This window comes from Roseivirga echinicomitans, assembly GCF_001592935.1.
Taxonomy (GTDB): domain Bacteria; phylum Bacteroidota; class Bacteroidia; order Cytophagales; family Cyclobacteriaceae; genus Roseivirga; species Roseivirga echinicomitans.
Map to the genome: position 1 here is coordinate 195,200 of NZ_LRDB01000050.1, position 15,470 is coordinate 210,669.

The 15,470-nt window shown below is 37.7% G+C and carries 14 protein-coding genes; 3 read left to right on the forward strand and 11 right to left on the reverse strand.

Annotated features, from left to right (window positions below):
- Positions 1 to 323 precede the first annotated feature (323 nt).
- Complete coding sequence (locus tag AWN68_RS15030) at positions 324 to 1,565, forward strand: serine hydrolase domain-containing protein (RefSeq protein WP_068417408.1); 1,242 nt, start codon at positions 324 to 326, stop codon at positions 1,563 to 1,565.
- 22 nt (positions 1,566 to 1,587) lie between these two features.
- Here the strand turns inward: AWN68_RS15030 and AWN68_RS15035 are convergent, their stop codons facing one another.
- The 11 genes from AWN68_RS15035 to AWN68_RS15080 all read right to left on the reverse strand — a co-directional run bounded on the left by AWN68_RS15035 (position 1,588) and on the right by AWN68_RS15080 (position 12,973).
- On the reverse strand, positions 1,588 to 2,322 hold the full coding sequence (locus AWN68_RS15035; RefSeq protein ID WP_068417412.1) for a DUF3307 domain-containing protein: 735 nt from the start codon (positions 2,320 to 2,322) through the stop codon (positions 1,588 to 1,590).
- Positions 2,304 to 2,969: a hypothetical protein gene (locus tag AWN68_RS15040; protein WP_068417416.1), complete on the reverse strand. Its 666-nt coding sequence runs from the start codon at positions 2,967 to 2,969 to the stop codon at positions 2,304 to 2,306. Before AWN68_RS15040 ends, AWN68_RS15035 begins: the two co-directional genes overlap by 19 nt.
- Positions 2,970 to 3,531: 562 nt before the next feature.
- Positions 3,532 to 3,654: a hypothetical protein gene (locus tag AWN68_RS19230; RefSeq protein ID WP_262501384.1), complete on the reverse strand. Its 123-nt coding sequence runs from the start codon at positions 3,652 to 3,654 to the stop codon at positions 3,532 to 3,534.
- Positions 3,655 to 3,747: 93 nt separating this feature from the next.
- Positions 3,748 to 4,302, reverse strand: a complete 555-nt coding sequence (locus tag AWN68_RS15045; RefSeq protein ID WP_068417419.1) for a hypothetical protein — start codon at positions 4,300 to 4,302, stop codon at positions 3,748 to 3,750.
- Positions 4,303 to 4,307: 5 nt separating this feature from the next.
- Positions 4,308 to 5,222: a DUF5655 domain-containing protein gene (locus tag AWN68_RS15050; RefSeq protein ID WP_068417422.1), complete on the reverse strand. Its 915-nt coding sequence runs from the start codon at positions 5,220 to 5,222 to the stop codon at positions 4,308 to 4,310.
- Positions 5,223 to 6,254, reverse strand: a complete 1,032-nt coding sequence (locus AWN68_RS15055; RefSeq protein ID WP_068417427.1) for a hypothetical protein — start codon at positions 6,252 to 6,254, stop codon at positions 5,223 to 5,225.
- 10 nt (positions 6,255 to 6,264) lie between these two features.
- Positions 6,265 to 6,588: a hypothetical protein gene (locus AWN68_RS15060; protein WP_068417428.1), complete on the reverse strand. Its 324-nt coding sequence runs from the start codon at positions 6,586 to 6,588 to the stop codon at positions 6,265 to 6,267.
- Between the two features lie 29 nt (positions 6,589 to 6,617).
- Positions 6,618 to 8,732, reverse strand: a complete 2,115-nt coding sequence (locus tag AWN68_RS15065) for an N-6 DNA methylase (RefSeq protein ID WP_084362882.1) — start codon at positions 8,730 to 8,732, stop codon at positions 6,618 to 6,620.
- Entirely contained in the window at positions 8,729 to 10,453 is a 1,725-nt protein-coding gene (locus AWN68_RS15070; protein ID WP_068417429.1) for an ATP-binding protein, read from the reverse strand. Before AWN68_RS15070 ends, AWN68_RS15065 begins: the two co-directional genes overlap by 4 nt.
- Positions 10,454 to 10,455: 2 nt before the next feature.
- Positions 10,456 to 12,783, reverse strand: coding sequence for an EcoAI/FtnUII family type I restriction enzme subunit R (gene hsdR, locus AWN68_RS15075; protein ID WP_068417432.1), 2,328 nt, complete (start codon positions 12,781 to 12,783; stop codon positions 10,456 to 10,458).
- On the reverse strand, positions 12,776 to 12,973 hold the full coding sequence (locus tag AWN68_RS15080; RefSeq protein ID WP_068417435.1) for a helix-turn-helix domain-containing protein: 198 nt from the start codon (positions 12,971 to 12,973) through the stop codon (positions 12,776 to 12,778). Before AWN68_RS15080 ends, hsdR begins: the two co-directional genes overlap by 8 nt.
- 114 nt (positions 12,974 to 13,087) lie before the next feature.
- Between AWN68_RS15080 and AWN68_RS15085 the strand changes: the two genes are divergently transcribed.
- Positions 13,088 to 13,471 (forward strand): hypothetical protein, encoded by a 384-nt coding sequence (locus AWN68_RS15085; RefSeq protein ID WP_068417437.1) that lies wholly within the window; start codon positions 13,088 to 13,090, stop codon positions 13,469 to 13,471.
- A gap of 262 nt (positions 13,472 to 13,733) precedes the next feature.
- Positions 13,734 to 14,510 (forward strand): S1/P1 nuclease, encoded by a 777-nt coding sequence (locus tag AWN68_RS15090; protein WP_068418524.1) that lies wholly within the window; start codon positions 13,734 to 13,736, stop codon positions 14,508 to 14,510.
- The last annotated feature ends 960 nt before the right edge of the window (positions 14,511 to 15,470 follow it).

A 15,470-nucleotide genomic window follows, 5' to 3' on the forward strand; every position in this document is an offset into this window, starting at 1 on the left:
CACTTATGTACAACTAATTAACGGTAGTTAACACTGGGGAGGTATTGAATTGTGGAATATATGTGTTGAAGTGTGGATGTGTTGAGGTGTTGAAGAGTGGTTAGTGCTCGGTGCTCAGGGTTTAGTGTTTAATGTGTGGAAGTGGCAAAGTGTTGAAGTGTTGGGGTGTGATGAGGCAAACTCGTCAGACCTCTGAAAGTAGTCGGACGTGTGGCTTGTATTGGTAGAATCAAACACCTCAATTAACTATTAAATTAGTTGTTCGGTCGGTATGTTTTCTGCAATTTCCCGACTCAATCGAAAAACCATTACAAACACTACGCATGAAAACCTTCAAATACATTACGCTTACCCTTCTTGCCATCATCCTTTGGGCCGTTTTTATCATTTATGGTATTTCCGATGGTTTCATTTTAAAAAGCCTTTCTAAAGATGAAAGCCCAGAAGCTTTTGTAGAAGCCACCAAAGCGCAAATCGAGCAAGAGTTTGTCGGCAATATGGCCATGGTGTTGGTGGAGAATGGAAAAGTAGCGGAGCAGTTCTTCCATTCTGAGGATAAGCCCGTGCATGAAAACACCGTTTTTCAAATGGCATCGGTCAGTAAATGGGTGACTTCTTGGGGAATTATGTCACTCGTGCAAAATGGCCAGTTGGATTTAGATCAACCGGTGGACGACTACTTAACGCGTTGGCATTTACCCGCCAGCGACTTTGACAATAGTAAAGTAACCGTGCGCAGGCTGCTCTCCCACTCTGCTGGTTTGGTGGACGATTTGGGCTATGAAGGTTTTGGGCCCGATGAAACAGTGCAAAGCCTCGAAGAATCGCTTACGAAGGCGGCCGATGCAGGCTATTCAGATGGCGTGACCAAGGTGGGTGTAGCACCAGGAACGCAATACATGTATTCTGGAGGCGGCTATACTTTGCTACAATTGCTGATTGAAGAAGTCTCAGGTCAATCTTTTCAAGACTACATGACAGAGACGGTTTTTAAACCGCTGGGCATGAACAACTCTACCTTTGATTTAGCCCTGCGCCCTGACCTTGAATTGGCCACGCTTTATAAATCTGATGGTACTGTTTCTGCTCCTTACAAGTTTACTTCATTGGCCGCTGCCTCGCTGTATACTTCTGCGGCAGACTTAACCAAGTTCTTATTGGCCAATATCAACCCGAACCCAGTATTGAAGCCTGAGACCATCACACAAATGACCCAAGCGGAAACCTTTATTGGTCAAATAGGCGTCTATGGCATGGGACCTCATTTGTACAGCCAAAACGCTGAAGATTCTTATGTGATTGGACATGACGGCAACAGCAATAGACCGACCGTAAATACTGCGGCTCGCATTGATTTGATGGCTAAAAACGGCATTATCATTATGGAAATGGGCAGCCCTAATATTGCTTCCACCCTAGCAGACGAATGGTTATTTGAAGCCGCTGGCATTGCCGACTTTGTGGTCATTCAGCGCAATATGTCCTATTTGATTATGCTCTTCAGCATTGGTGCCCTTTTGATGATTATTGGCGCTGTGGTTTTAGCGAGGAGGAAAAGAGGTTAGATGGTAAGATCAATAGAAGCGGCTAATTAATCATCAGTTGAACGAGCAACCCAATAAAAATAGCGAGAGTAAAGCTTAACAGCGTCCCGATTAATATGTACTCTGTTTTCTTTTGTTCTTTGCCCTTCTTTAAATCGCCAAATCGAAAAACTGATTTTGCAGCGAGTAAAAAGCCTATGGGTTCCCATTGGTTGAAAATGATAAAGGTTAAAATGAGTAGTCGTTCTATGATGCCAATCCATTTGCCCGCATCTTTTAGGCTTTCTTGGTTTTGTTTATCGCTTAATTGCTCTTGCCATGATTTGGTGAGGTAGCCAATCAGTACACCTGATGGTAGCGCTACTATAATGTATGCAATAGCGATGATGAGGAACGTTGAATGAAATTCAAAAGAACTTAGATCAATCATTGCTGCGATTGGTTTTGGTATTAGCAGCATCCATAGCAAGATAATGCTGATAAAGTGAGCAAATTGATCGCCTAGATAAATCCACATGTTGTCTTTCTTGATGCTGATTTTTATCCAATCGATAATACCATGCGCAATGGCCATGGCAATTGGTGCCCACCAATTCGCCCAGTCGGCTATAAAGAGATAAGTCAACACCGCTACGATGACGAGGTGCCACCTGAATTGGGAAGACCTTGGGCCATTTTCTCTCTTGCCCTTGACCATGCCGTTGGTTTGAAAAACAAAATCGGCCAAGAGGTGAGCTATTATAAGTCTCAGTAATAGGGTTATACTAGATTCATCCATTTCAATTGTTTTTCAAATCTTTTCAAATAAGGCTTTATGGCATCTATCTTACTTAAGTTTAACCTTTTACTAATTACTCTTTGCGACTTACCTAGTATTTTCCCTATCTCTTCTTGAGTAGCCTCTGTAAGTAGAAGTGATCTATAAACAGCGTCTGCTTGCGCAGTGGTCCACCTGTCTGTGATTACCTCAATTAATGGTACTACGGCCTCTAACTCTGCATTGATCGATTCATCGTTGGTTTTGATTTGTATGAGTGTTCCTTTTTCTTTCATTTTATCGAAGGCCCTTCCAGAAATGGTAAATGGCTCGCCAGATGATTCGCTTAAATTATTTCCATTAGGATAATCCTCTAGTACACCAATACCAAGAGACATTCTGGCATCCCACTGCACTTCTTTACTCCCCTTCTTGTTGCTGTACCTCTTTAAACCTGCCTTAATAATTAATAGTACAAGTAGTGCTTTATTTGCTTGACGAGATATAGACTGAAAACTATCGCCTCTATAAATATCTAGAATGAAATGTTCATCTTGATGTTGTTGTATATCATCACCTATTTGATGCAGTACTTTTTTAAAATCAGCTGTGATTAGTGTAGACCCTACTATATCTCCTGTAATTACTGCTTTTATCTTATTGTTCATAGCTACAATTTAGAACCTTTAAAGGTTCTAAACAAGTAATAGAACCTCTATGGGTTCTATTACAAAGCCTACATTATTTGGTGCTATCTCTACTTTAGTACCTTCAGCAGTTCTAAGCGTGCTTTAGTACCTTTAGGAATACTAACAGTACTGAATCTAATATGTCGTTTGGAACATCAACCTGACCGGTAACTGCTGCCGTGATTCGTGCTTCTAGCCTAGCAGACGAATGGTGAGTTGAAACTGCGAGTATTGAGCCATCTTTTTGTTAAAGGTAAGGTGGTTTTGGGAAGAAGGAAAAGAGGTTAGATGGATAAAATCACTAAAAACAGCTAATTAATGATTAGCTGAACGAGCAACCCAATAAAAATAGCGAGCGTAAAGTTATTCGGTGTAAAACCTCTCTGTAATCACCTTCTATAGCTGTAGACCTAATAATATCACCTGTAATAACAGCAGTAACTATCTTCATAGCGTTGATTTTATAACCTTCTTGCGTTATAAACAAAGAATATAACCTTTAAAGGTTCTAAACAAGGGATAGAACCTCTAGTGGTTCTATTTAGTTAGCTTCTTGTAGTCCTCTTACATCAGTCTGACCAGTAACCGCTGAGGTAATCAAGGTTTCCACCCTAGCAGACGAATGGTGAGTTGAAGCCGCTGGCATTGCCGACTTTGTGGTCATTCAGCGCAATATGTCCTATTTGATTATGATCTTCAGCATCGGTGCCCTTTTGATGATTATTGGCGCTGTGGTTTTAGCGAGGAGGAAAAGGGTTTAGATAGTTGGGGGGATTTGTTGAGTGTCAATTTTCAATTGAAAGAGTTCTAGTTGATTCCTATCAATATCATCTTGAATTGTAATATACTTTCCATATATCCAGTTTTCAAGTCTCGTTTTGACATGTTGCAACGTTCTTTCCAAGTTTGTCAAGCTTCCAAAACACAGAAAATTGAACCCAAAAGCTATGAGCAATGTCGCTTCGGAATAGTTTAAAGTGTCTTCAAGATTATTGATATAACCCATATGAAAACCCAGCAACATTAGGCCCGCCCAAGCAGCGACAAATAAAACCCTAACCCATAAATAGATGCTTCTGAACCTTCTTTCTAGCTTCGTTTTAACTTCGATTTTCTTAGCTATAAGATCAACGAGCTTTTTGTGCCTGCTTTGAGCTTTTTCCTTATTTTCCTTGAATTCTTCTGGAAATCCCCCTTTAGCACCAATATCTACTTTTCCCAAAGTGGTTATATAGACTATGAGAGCAAAGAATAGTATCACAACTATTAAAACAATAAGCCATTTAGGGACTTTGACTTCATCATGTGCCATAATCGCTAGTTGATATGATACTTATAACTCTGCTTGATTAAGCTCATTAAGTAATCCAAGTCACTATCTGGGGTTACAACTACTTCATAGTCCCCTACTCCGAACGTTCCAATATTTGATACATCTCTAAATAGATTTTTAGGATCATCCAATGCTCCTTTTTTCAAATTGATTCTGAGTTTGAGCTTGTTTTTCTGTACCTCAAAATCCGTAACGATTCGTTTGTTGAGTTTGAATCCAATGTACTGTTTGACTGGATTGATTTCGATATTGTCTAATTCTAAAATTCGATCTCTAAAGGCGGTTGCCAACTCTCTAATCTCAGGGTTGCCTTTCTGATAGTGATCTTCTTCCGTATAAACCACTATCTCCTTGCTAACCTGTTCTGCCCTCTCATCTTTTGAGCTTATGGTTTTCACGCTCTCCTGGCTAGTGGGCTTGTGTTGATTGAGAATGACTGTGTCATTTGAATATTTCTTGATCTCCCAAAGATCAAATGGTAAGTCTTTAAATTCGATACTTTGTTTTTGAAAGGTTGTAAACTGAGGTGATATAAAAATTACTTTAGATTGACTCCAATCCACATCACCTTTTTTCAAAGATCTATTGGTGCATTCCTGATATTCTAAGATAAAATCAGCCTTATTATTTAGTAATAATGATAGATAAGAATAGCCCTGATCAATAACAGAATAGCTATGGCCTTTTTTGTACTCGATGATTACAAATGACTGGGACTGTTGGTCAAATCCAAGTGTATCAACCCTAAAGTTATTCAACTGAAATTCAGTCTTTACAAACTCAAGTCCAAATAGAACTTCTAAGTTATCTTCAACTAATGATTGAATGTCCTTTTCCAGTTTAAAAGGAGTGTTTCTAACTTCTTCGAGTTTAGATTTATTGATTTTGTATAAGTCCATTTATCTCCCTATTTCCGTGGCATGCAATGTGAATGAATCTGCATGATCATTTGTGATCAGTCCTTTATAAATCTTGTCAACCTCAGATTTGACTAGCCAACGTGAACCAATGAAATTCTTTTTAAAGAGTTCATCAAATGTGTTGCTGGATAATGTGGAATCTTCAATGTCCGCACGATATAAAATCTTGTCTCTTCTGCCCATTTTTGTGTAGGAATCTAAATCGCATATTTGGAGGTGAAACCCACTAGATTTTAGTGGACTATATTGATCAACCAATCTATCTGTTGGTCTTAGGAATGCACTACAGTGTGGACATCTATATTCATAAGATGATCCATCACAATAACCTTTGGAGCATATTTCTCGCGTCATTCGCTTAAGTTGATCGTCAAGATTGGTTGCTTGACTCCAATACAGAGCGTCACCGTCCCAGAGCTTATATTGTATGTGAACAAACCTGATTTTATCAGTTGCATGATCATAAACCTCATATATTAAATCGCAGCCCAATGCTTGCTCTACTTTACCAGGATGTGCGAATCTCACACGCAATAATTTGTTATCATTTAACTGATAATCTTTGTGTTTTCCATAAGCTTCTCTAAGAATTGGCATGTCCGAGGGGATATTGAAATCACGCATCAAAATTTCATTCTCAGTAAACATCATCTGTTGAGATTCGAAATAATTCAAAGCCTTATTTAGACGTTTTATTCTTCTATCAATCGCATCTGTCTCACTCTGTGAGTTTCTTTTAGATATTCTCAAACGATTAATATCATCACTTATCAACTTGACTGGGCTTTCACCTTCGGCAGCAGCCAATTGACTGTATTGTCTTACGATCTTAGGATCTTTGTTTTGTTTGATTAAACCGATGTCATCATGGAAAACCTCTGGCTCAATGTCTTGTGCACGTTGAATTGTCTCAGAATATGAAGGCTTCTTACCTTTTGCCATTCCAAACATGTCTCTTATTGCATTAAGAGCAGCCCATAAGTTGTTAAGTTGCTTTGATGATTCGGTCATTAGAAAATACTTAGTACCCTAATTCCTCCATTTCATTCTTTAATTTCTCAAGCCAGTCAATAACTTCACCTTGCTCTTTCAGCTCCCAAATTTTATCATCTAGCTTCCGTAATTTTTTTACGGCCTCTTCATTATCCTTATGATCTATAATGACTTTGGAGATAGTTGTTGCTAAAATCCTTTTTCCTCTTAATTTAATATCCCCAACAAAATTGGCATATCGATCTTGTGCCGCATAGCCAAATGGGTCTCCCCATTTAGAGCAATTGTCAAAAGCTGCTCTTACTATTCCCTCAAATAAGAAGGCTGGATCATCTTCATTTAAAAAATACATAATATATTATTTTGGATACAAGCTATAATTTACAATTCCCCTTTAAAAGCGGAATCCAATAAACTGGCCTTCAATGACTTAAGGTTATTTATTTTTACTTCTATTTCTTTGATTAGCATATTACTGCCATCATTTACTGTCCTAACTTTTTCATTGATTATTTCTTGATCTTTAGGGTCTATGGGGTATTTAATAATAGTCTCTTTCAGCATACTTGAGTTAACACCTGCTTGGCCGATCCATTTTTTGCAAATTCTGAGAAAATAGCCCTGCTGGTGAAGGTTCATTAAGTAATTGACTAAGTATTCAGCATTTATTTTATTCTTGTCAACTCGTATTCTAGTAAGATGATTACTGAAACCATAATCATAATCTTGATCAATCAGTGCTGTTTTTCCAACAAGCTCTTTACTATTTGTGTTATTGAATAAAATATCGCCTGATTTGAGTTTACTCTTCTTAAGATCTACTTTCCTGTTATCTATTTTGATGAGTAAATCAAAATTTAGCTTTCCTGTAAAGTCAATATTATGCGTTCTTAAATGAACAAACCCATTAGGTTTTTCATTGGATTTATTACAAGCAAAACCAGAAACCATCTCAGTTATTAAATTTTCTAGCTTATCTTCTTTCAAACTTATAGTCCTATTTAGCTCTCTATCTAATACACTTTTTCTTAGCTTTTTAGTTAGATTTTCTATTAGAGCATCATCCTCTTTGATTACATCTAAAAGATCTTTGGGGCTTTTATATTCGATTGATATTTCCTTGCTTGGATTCTTTGCTGAGAGATCGAATTCCTTGATTTCATTTACATGAACAGTCCAATCCTGTTTTCCTTTGTTTCTATTCTTTGGGTTTTTATAGAGCCTGACAAAATCAGCCATGTGTTCATCACTCAAAGGCTTATTCTTGGTCAGTTTGTAAGGAGGTTCTACTTCGTAATACCAAATGTCAGAAGTAGCTCCTTTTCGTTCGAAGAAGATTACGTTTGTCTTTACTCCACTATAGGGTAAAAACACGCCACTCGGCAGACTTAGTATAGTATGAAGATTGAAGTGATGTAGCAAATCCTCCTTTACTTTAGCAAAAGCTGCATTGGTTTGAAAAAGCACTCCTTCTGGCACAACAATGGCGGCTTTGCCATTCAGTTTCAGCATCTTCATAAAGTGTTGTAGGAAGAGGAGTTCCGTAGCATTGCTCTGGACTGGAAAATTTTGCTGAATCTGACTCTTTTCCTTGCCGCCAAATGGAGGGTTTGCAAGAATGATATCGTGCCGTTCTTTTTCCTGAATATCTCGGATGTTCTGAGTTAATGTATTCTGCTTGTAGACATTAGGGCTTTCAATGCCATGTAATATCATGTTCATCATGCCCATCACGTAACCAAGTGATGTTTTCTCAAAGCCAAAAAATGTATCCTCCTGAATCGTTTTAAGCTGTGTCGTGTTGTAAGACTCACGTTTTTCAGATTGCATCAAAAACTCAAATGCATCCACCAAAAAACCTGCACTTCCGATAGCACCATCGTAAATACTCTGCCCTACTCTAGGTTCTATTACTTCTACAATTGATTTGATTATTGCTCTAGGGGTATAGAATTCTCCTGAGTTTCCACCGTCACTACCCATGCCTTGCAAGAGCCCTTCATACACCACAGATAATTCATGTAGTTCTTCTTGGCTTTGGAAGTCCAAAGTATCTACTATGTCTAGTACCTCTCTAAGCGTATGCCCGCTAGCTATTTTGTTATCTAAATACTCGAAAATAGCCCCGATTTTATACTTTGGAGATTTAGGATGATTTATGCCTGATTTAGAAAAATCCTTTAAATATGGAAATAAGTGATCATTTACGAAATCATTCAGATCCTTCCCAGTATCAACTTTCTTTTTTGGAGTGCCATCATCATTCTTTGGACATGCCCATTGAGACCATCTAAATTGGGGCGAAATAATGAAATCATATTTTTCACCATTTAATTCAGCTGTATCGTACTTATTCTCTTCATAGTCATTAAAAAACTTAAGGAAAAGCACCCAGCTTATCTGTTCGGTATAGCCCATCGCTCCATTGATACCATCATCCCTTCTCAGGATATCCGTAATGCGATTGACTTTATTTTGTATCTCTTTTATACTCATAGGTTGTCTCTAAAAAAACTGTAAAGGTGTGTGATGTCTTCGGATATTTCAATAGCTGGAATTTGAGCGATCAACTGATCTAATTGTGTTTCATCAAAACCATTTGCTTTGTAAAATGGATGAGTTAATGGCTTACACCTGTATTCTGCTACGTCTCCATTCCCGTCACAATTATTGCCAATAGCAGGAATATTATTGGGAAATGCTCTTTGAAGCTCGGGAGACATGTCAAAATGATTGAATGCCGAGTTACTGATTAAATAATTTTCAATTTCTCTACGTTTCCAACTCAATAGAAAATAATTTGGCTGGTTTCCTGATTGATTTCTCAGCCTTTGAAACTCTTGCGGAATAGTTACACGGTGATCTACTCCAACTAAATTGACCCCTAAATCATCTTTATCGCAAAGGGCAAATATATTTCGAGTTTGAATTTCACGTCCATCGACTGCTATGATAAATTCCTTGACAAATCTGAGTTTACTCTCTCCAAATATCATATTTGGATTGTTATATCCAGAGTGCCTTTTCACTGGAATAATTTTATCTAAGATTTCAAGGCAACCAACACCTAATTTCTTGACAGATAATTTTTTAAAAATTGTCCAATCATCCTGATCATCAACCAGAACTATATCCATTATTCTAGAAGCAATGAAATATTGTTGATCAGTATCACCTATAATATCTGATAGCCTTTTAAGTAACTCATTTATAGCCAATCCGGTTTCTATTCGTCCGCTCTTGATATATCTGATTCGGTCAAAATTTGAATTCAATAATGAATCGGCTGAATGAGTTGTAGTTAAAACTCTTCCTTCAATATCATCCAGTCTATTCCAGAGCTTTTTAACATTCTTATAGTATAAATGGGAGTCCACTTCATCTAAAAGAAAAATGGTGTTTGGGGCATCGAACAAATCAAGCAAAGCGTACATGCTTAATAATTGATATTCCCCATCACTTAAGTACTTGAATTCTAATCCTGAACTGAACTTCAATTGAGATTCGTGCATTTCAATGTTCGAGAGCCATCCATGAGAACTCAAAGCGAAAAATGAGAATATTTTAGAAGCATCCTTATGGGTAAAAATGTCAAAGACGTTATTTGAATCTAATTTCACCCACCTTTTTACGAGATTGTCATTGTTTCTGAAATCAAAATCTATTTCTAACCCTTCAATTAGATTTTCCAATGTTTCATGAAAGTCTGTCTTCCTCAGCAATTGAGCTTCAGGATCAAACTCACCAGTTTCTTCAGCTGCGATTTCAGCTCTAATCTTTTGAGTATAATATTTACGCACTCTGAGCCTGAACCAAAACTCAGAGGACTCATCATCTCCCAAATCGTTTTCTGCTATGTAATTATGATCTACCAAGTATCTTCTTACAAAACCATCACGTTTTAGTTGACTCGCAAAGAAAATGAGAATTCTAACCCAATCATAATTGAAGTAAAAAGACTTAATAGATTGACCTTCTTCCCTAATAAACCGTGTGCTTTTCTTTTTATAAGTATTGAATAGATCACTGAACAGCTCATTCTGACCAGAAGAGAAGCATATTATTTTTTGGTCTTCATTGTCAAGGTAATCTTCAAATATGGATTCCAAAATTGAAGACTTGCCAGAACCATTTTCACCGATGAAAGTCGTGACACCTTGATTTAAGGTAAAAGTTTGTGGTCTCCGAACAAGTTTGGAAGTAAATGTTATGTCCATAGTTAACTAGCCTTGTAAATTTGTTCTTGAAGCTCATAGTAAGCTTCTTTTAATTTTTTTAAGTCACCAAAAATCAATTTGGCATCCTTTGGAGTACCCAGTTTCAATTTTACTAAGTCTCCCAGTTTATCTTTAGAAAGCTCATCTTCTCCATATTTTTCATAATGATCAAGTATAAAATCGATAAACTCCTTCGCCCTTAAATCCGAATAGACTGAAAGCGTTTGTGTTTGGCCTTTCACATGAATGACTCTTTCTTTCCTTGTTTTTATGTCGGACCTAAAAGAAATATGCGCTAACACATCAAATATGTCCACTTGAGGAGAAGCTACCATTAATCTTAAAGCATCTAATTGTTCTTTGTCAAAACCCAATTGCCCCAACTTTTCTAGAAGAGCAATTCTGGTTTCTGGATTCGACCAGGCTTGCCTTAACTGATCTTCATTCTTAAATAGATTAGGAAGGTTACCAACCAATTTTTCTAAAAATTCTCTGACTGTAAGCGGCTTACCATTTTCATCAATATAACGTGTTTCGACATTAGTCACTTTTAGACTATTCCCATTACTCAACTTGATTACCAGTTTTTCTTCTGGTTCTTTAAATGTACTGGGTTTTTCTGGTGGCGTTTTATACTTCTTTTTTTTTCTTGGTTCGCTTGCCCCTCTTTCTTCGGTATCTACTTCTTCCTCTGGTGGGCCATCCCAATCACTATCATAAAAGGCATTTGTAGCACCAGTGAAATCGATAATAGTGAAGAAATCCTTTCCATCAAAGAGTCTCGTTCCTCTACCAATAATTTGTTTGAATTCAACATGTGAATTGATTGTCCTGACTATTACAATATTTCTCACATTTCTGGCATCAACCCCGGTAGTAAGCATTTGCGATGATGTAAGTATCGCAGGAATGTCTTTATCATTATTTTGAAAATCTTCGAGATACCCAATTCCTATTGAACCTTCATCCGATGTTACACGAACGCAGTATTTTGGATCACCAATTTCCTTATGATTGTTGATCATATCTCGCATGGTCAAGGCATGCTCCTGATTTACGCAAAACACAATGGTTTTGTCCATTGGTTCAATTTGATTGAGAATTGCTCTTGCAATAAGATCGGTACGCTCATTTACGGTAATAATGCGTTCAAAATCTTTAATCTCATAGCGTCCTTTTGTCACAGCTCCCTTGATGACTTCATTGTCATTTGTATGAATATACTCATCAATGTTTGTTGTGATCCTTTTGACCTTATATGGCGTTAGAAAGCCATCTGAAATTCCGTCCTTTAGTGAATACTCATAAATTGGCTTACCAAAGTATTTGTATGTATCAACATTATCTTCTCGTTTTGGAGTAGCAGTAAGTCCCAAATGAACAGCTGGCTTAAAGTGATCAAGAATTAGTCGCCATGAACCTGCTTCATTAGCACTTCCTCGATGACACTCATCAATTATAATAATATCAAAAAAATCTTCAGGGTATTGACGATAGTACCCTCCTATATTCTCCTGCTCTTCATTTTCTCGATCTGCAAGTGCCTGATAAATTGCAAAGAAGATATATGCGTTAGTTGGAACTTCCCCATTCCTTTTTCTAACCTCTTCCCCATTAATTTTGATTAGATCATTTTCATAAGGATTAAAAGTGTTTATCGCTTGATCAGCAAGTATATTTCTATCAGCTAGAAACAATATTCTAGGTCTTCTACTCTCGCCATCTTTATTCCATTTACCCTCTAGAAGCTTATGTACAATTTGAAAGGAAATGAATGTTTTACCCGTACCTGTTGCTAGAGTAAGTAACATTCGATCTTTGCCTTCAGCTATATTTTCCATCACTTTGTTGACAGCAATCTCTTGATAGTATCTTGGAGAAAAAGAGCCTGTTAAATAAAATGGGATTGACAAAAGCTTCTTTTTTAAATTGTTTTGCTTGTCAAAATTCAGATTGAATAATTCCTCAGGATTGAGGAATTCATCAACATAATCACCCTTCCCTGTTCTTATATCGAACAAATAGAGTTGTTCACCATTGGTGGCATAGACTATATCAATTTTGAGTTTCTCGGCATATTCAATTGCTTGTTGCAATCCATCAGTTGGATGTTTACCAATTTTTTTTGCTTCAATAATTGCTAGGTTTGATCCGTTATATCGTAATAAATAATCCAGAAAAAGTCTCTTCCCTCTTTTATCACCAATCAACTTCCTACCGTCTGTGAAATAGTATTCACGAACAATATACCCTTCGTCCCATCCAGCATTTTTAAGCAATGGATCAATATATTTTGCTCTAGTATCCGATTCTGATAAATGTCTATTCATACCTCTTATGAGCTAGTAAATCTTTTGCATCAACATCCAATATTTCAGCAATACGATATAAATCCTCTAAACTTGGTTGTCTTCTATTTTGAACATATGAATTCACCATGTTATAGCTCTTTTCGAGCTTTTCAGCGAGCCAAGTTTGCTTGATTCCTTTCTCTTCTAAAACTGCTTTTATGCGGTTCATCAGCGCTTAGACTTTATGAGAATCGAATATAATGAAATGAAAGATTATTATCTCATTTAATGAGATAATAAAAAGTTAAATTGTAATCATTAAATAACTTTAATCAAGTAGAAAATGGAATTTGATCAGTTAGAAGATCTAACTCACAGGGTAATAGGCCAAGTAAACGATGATTTGATCAGTTATCTAAAGACAAAACCCAGCGATGGATATCAAAATGGATGGGAGCAAATATTGGATCAGGCTAAAGAGATATCACTCCATGAGTTTGTCTTTAAATATGAATTTTCGTTCATGGATTTATTAAGAGAATCATTTTTAAAAGCAGATTTAAATGGCCGAAAAATTAAGAAAGCAGCGGTTTTGTATAATAAGGAGTTTGAAGGAATCGAAGAAGAATATGAAAGGGACTTTTACGATAGCTATGATGATATTGATTTTAGAAAAGCTCTAAAATATAGCTTGATACAATTTCACCAATTAATTAGAGAGTGGTGAAATTAACCGCAAACCCGAAAACCTTTAAATGATTAGTTCTGACTGTTCCAAAGGAAGTAGTCTACCTCCTAGTCAACCCATAAAAAACGGCCACTTCGTTGACGAAAAGCTGGTGAAGCTTATGGCTGGCGTAAAATTAATTATCACCGAATTTATTAGATAATTCTGCCATTTCAAATTTTAATAATGTTCTCTTGATGCTTCAATAATGATGAAGCCAATGAATTTTCATAATCTTGTAGCGCAAACGAATACCCATTTTATGAAGAAGTTATTATTACTGACCACACTATTCATTTTCAGCCACACCCTTAAAGACGAGACCGTTTTTTGGGGTCAAATTGGTCACCGTGCTGTCGGTCATATTGCTGATGGTATGTTGACTAAAAAGGCACAGAAGAATGTGAAACGAGTTTTAGGTACTGAAACCCTGGCCGTAGCAAGTACTTGGATGGATGATATTAAATCTGATCGCTCTTTCGATTACGCCAGTGCTTGGCATTATTGCACCATCCCTGAGGGCATGACCTATGAAACTGCACCAACGCAAGAAGGTGGTGATGTGGTTTGGGCCATAGAAAAGGTAATCAAAGAATTAAAAGCGGGTGGCCTTACGCCTGAGCAGGAAGCGACTAACCTTAAGTTCCTAGTGCACCTTGTGGGCGATATCCACCAACCTATGCACGTAGGCAACGGAGAAGACAGAGGCGGAAATGACACGAAAGTGGAATGGTTTGGCAGCAACACCAACTTACACAGCGTTTGGGACAGCCGTATGATTGAGGGCAAACAATACAGCTATACTGAGTTTGCGGATATAGTAAACCACCCCACAAAAGAGCAAGTAAAGGGATGGCAGGCCGCCACGGTTCGCGATATGGCCATGGAGTCTATGAGCTACCGCGATAAGGTGTATGACATTCCTGAAAACGGTAGATTGAGTTATGAATACTCCTTCAAATATTTCGATATCGTAGAGCTAAGAATCGCCCAAGCAGGTGTTCGATTGGCAGGTATTATCAATGAGATTTATAAGTAGCTAGTCTTACGGGTCGCTCCTACGGAGCGTAATTTTCACTTTATACGTTTTTACAAACAGTTCGCCCCGAAGGGGCTTTAGGCTTGTGGTTTGGCGGGAGGTGCGACCCTGCTAGGGTCGAGGTTTGCACTGCACTGTTATTTTTACAAATGTATGACCCCGCTGGGGTCTGAAGGGTGTTTTGCAGATGTTTACTCTATAAACGCATGACCTCGATGGGGCTTTGGGCTCAACTCGAAAATTGATAGTCAAAAAAGCCCTGGACTACTTTTTCATATCAGTCAACACCCCGTAAAAGCTGGTACAGATCACTTTTACCAAAACCTTGAATCCCGTAGGGATTCCACATTTATAGCAATGTTAGTATGCGTAATAGTACCAACCCTGAAGGGGTTGTATATTCTATTCCTTCAACCAGTCAATGGGAGGTGCGACCCTGCTAGGGTCGAGGTTTGCTCTGCACTATTTTTTTTACAAATGTATGACCCCGCTGGGGTCTGAAGGGTGTTTTGTAGATGTTATACGCTATAAACGCATGACCTCGGTGGGGTTTTGGGCTCAACTCGAAAATTGATGGTCAAAAAGGCAAGGACTACTTTTTCATATCAGTCAACACCCGCTAAAAACTGGTACAGATCACTTTTACCAAAACCTTTAATCCCGTAGGGATTCCACATTTATAGCAATGTTAGTATGCGTAATGACACCAACCCTGAAGGGGTTGTATATTCTATTCCTTCAACCAGTCAATGGGAGGTGCGACCCTGCTAGGGTCGGGTTTTGCACTGCATTATTATTTTTACAAATGTATGACCCCGTTGGGGTCTGAAGGGTGTTTTGTTGATGTTTACTCTATAAACGTATGACCTCGATGGGGCTTTGGGCGTGGAACTCAACTCGGAAATTGATGGTCAAAAAAGCCCTGGACTCCATTTTCATATAAGTCAACACCTCGTAAAA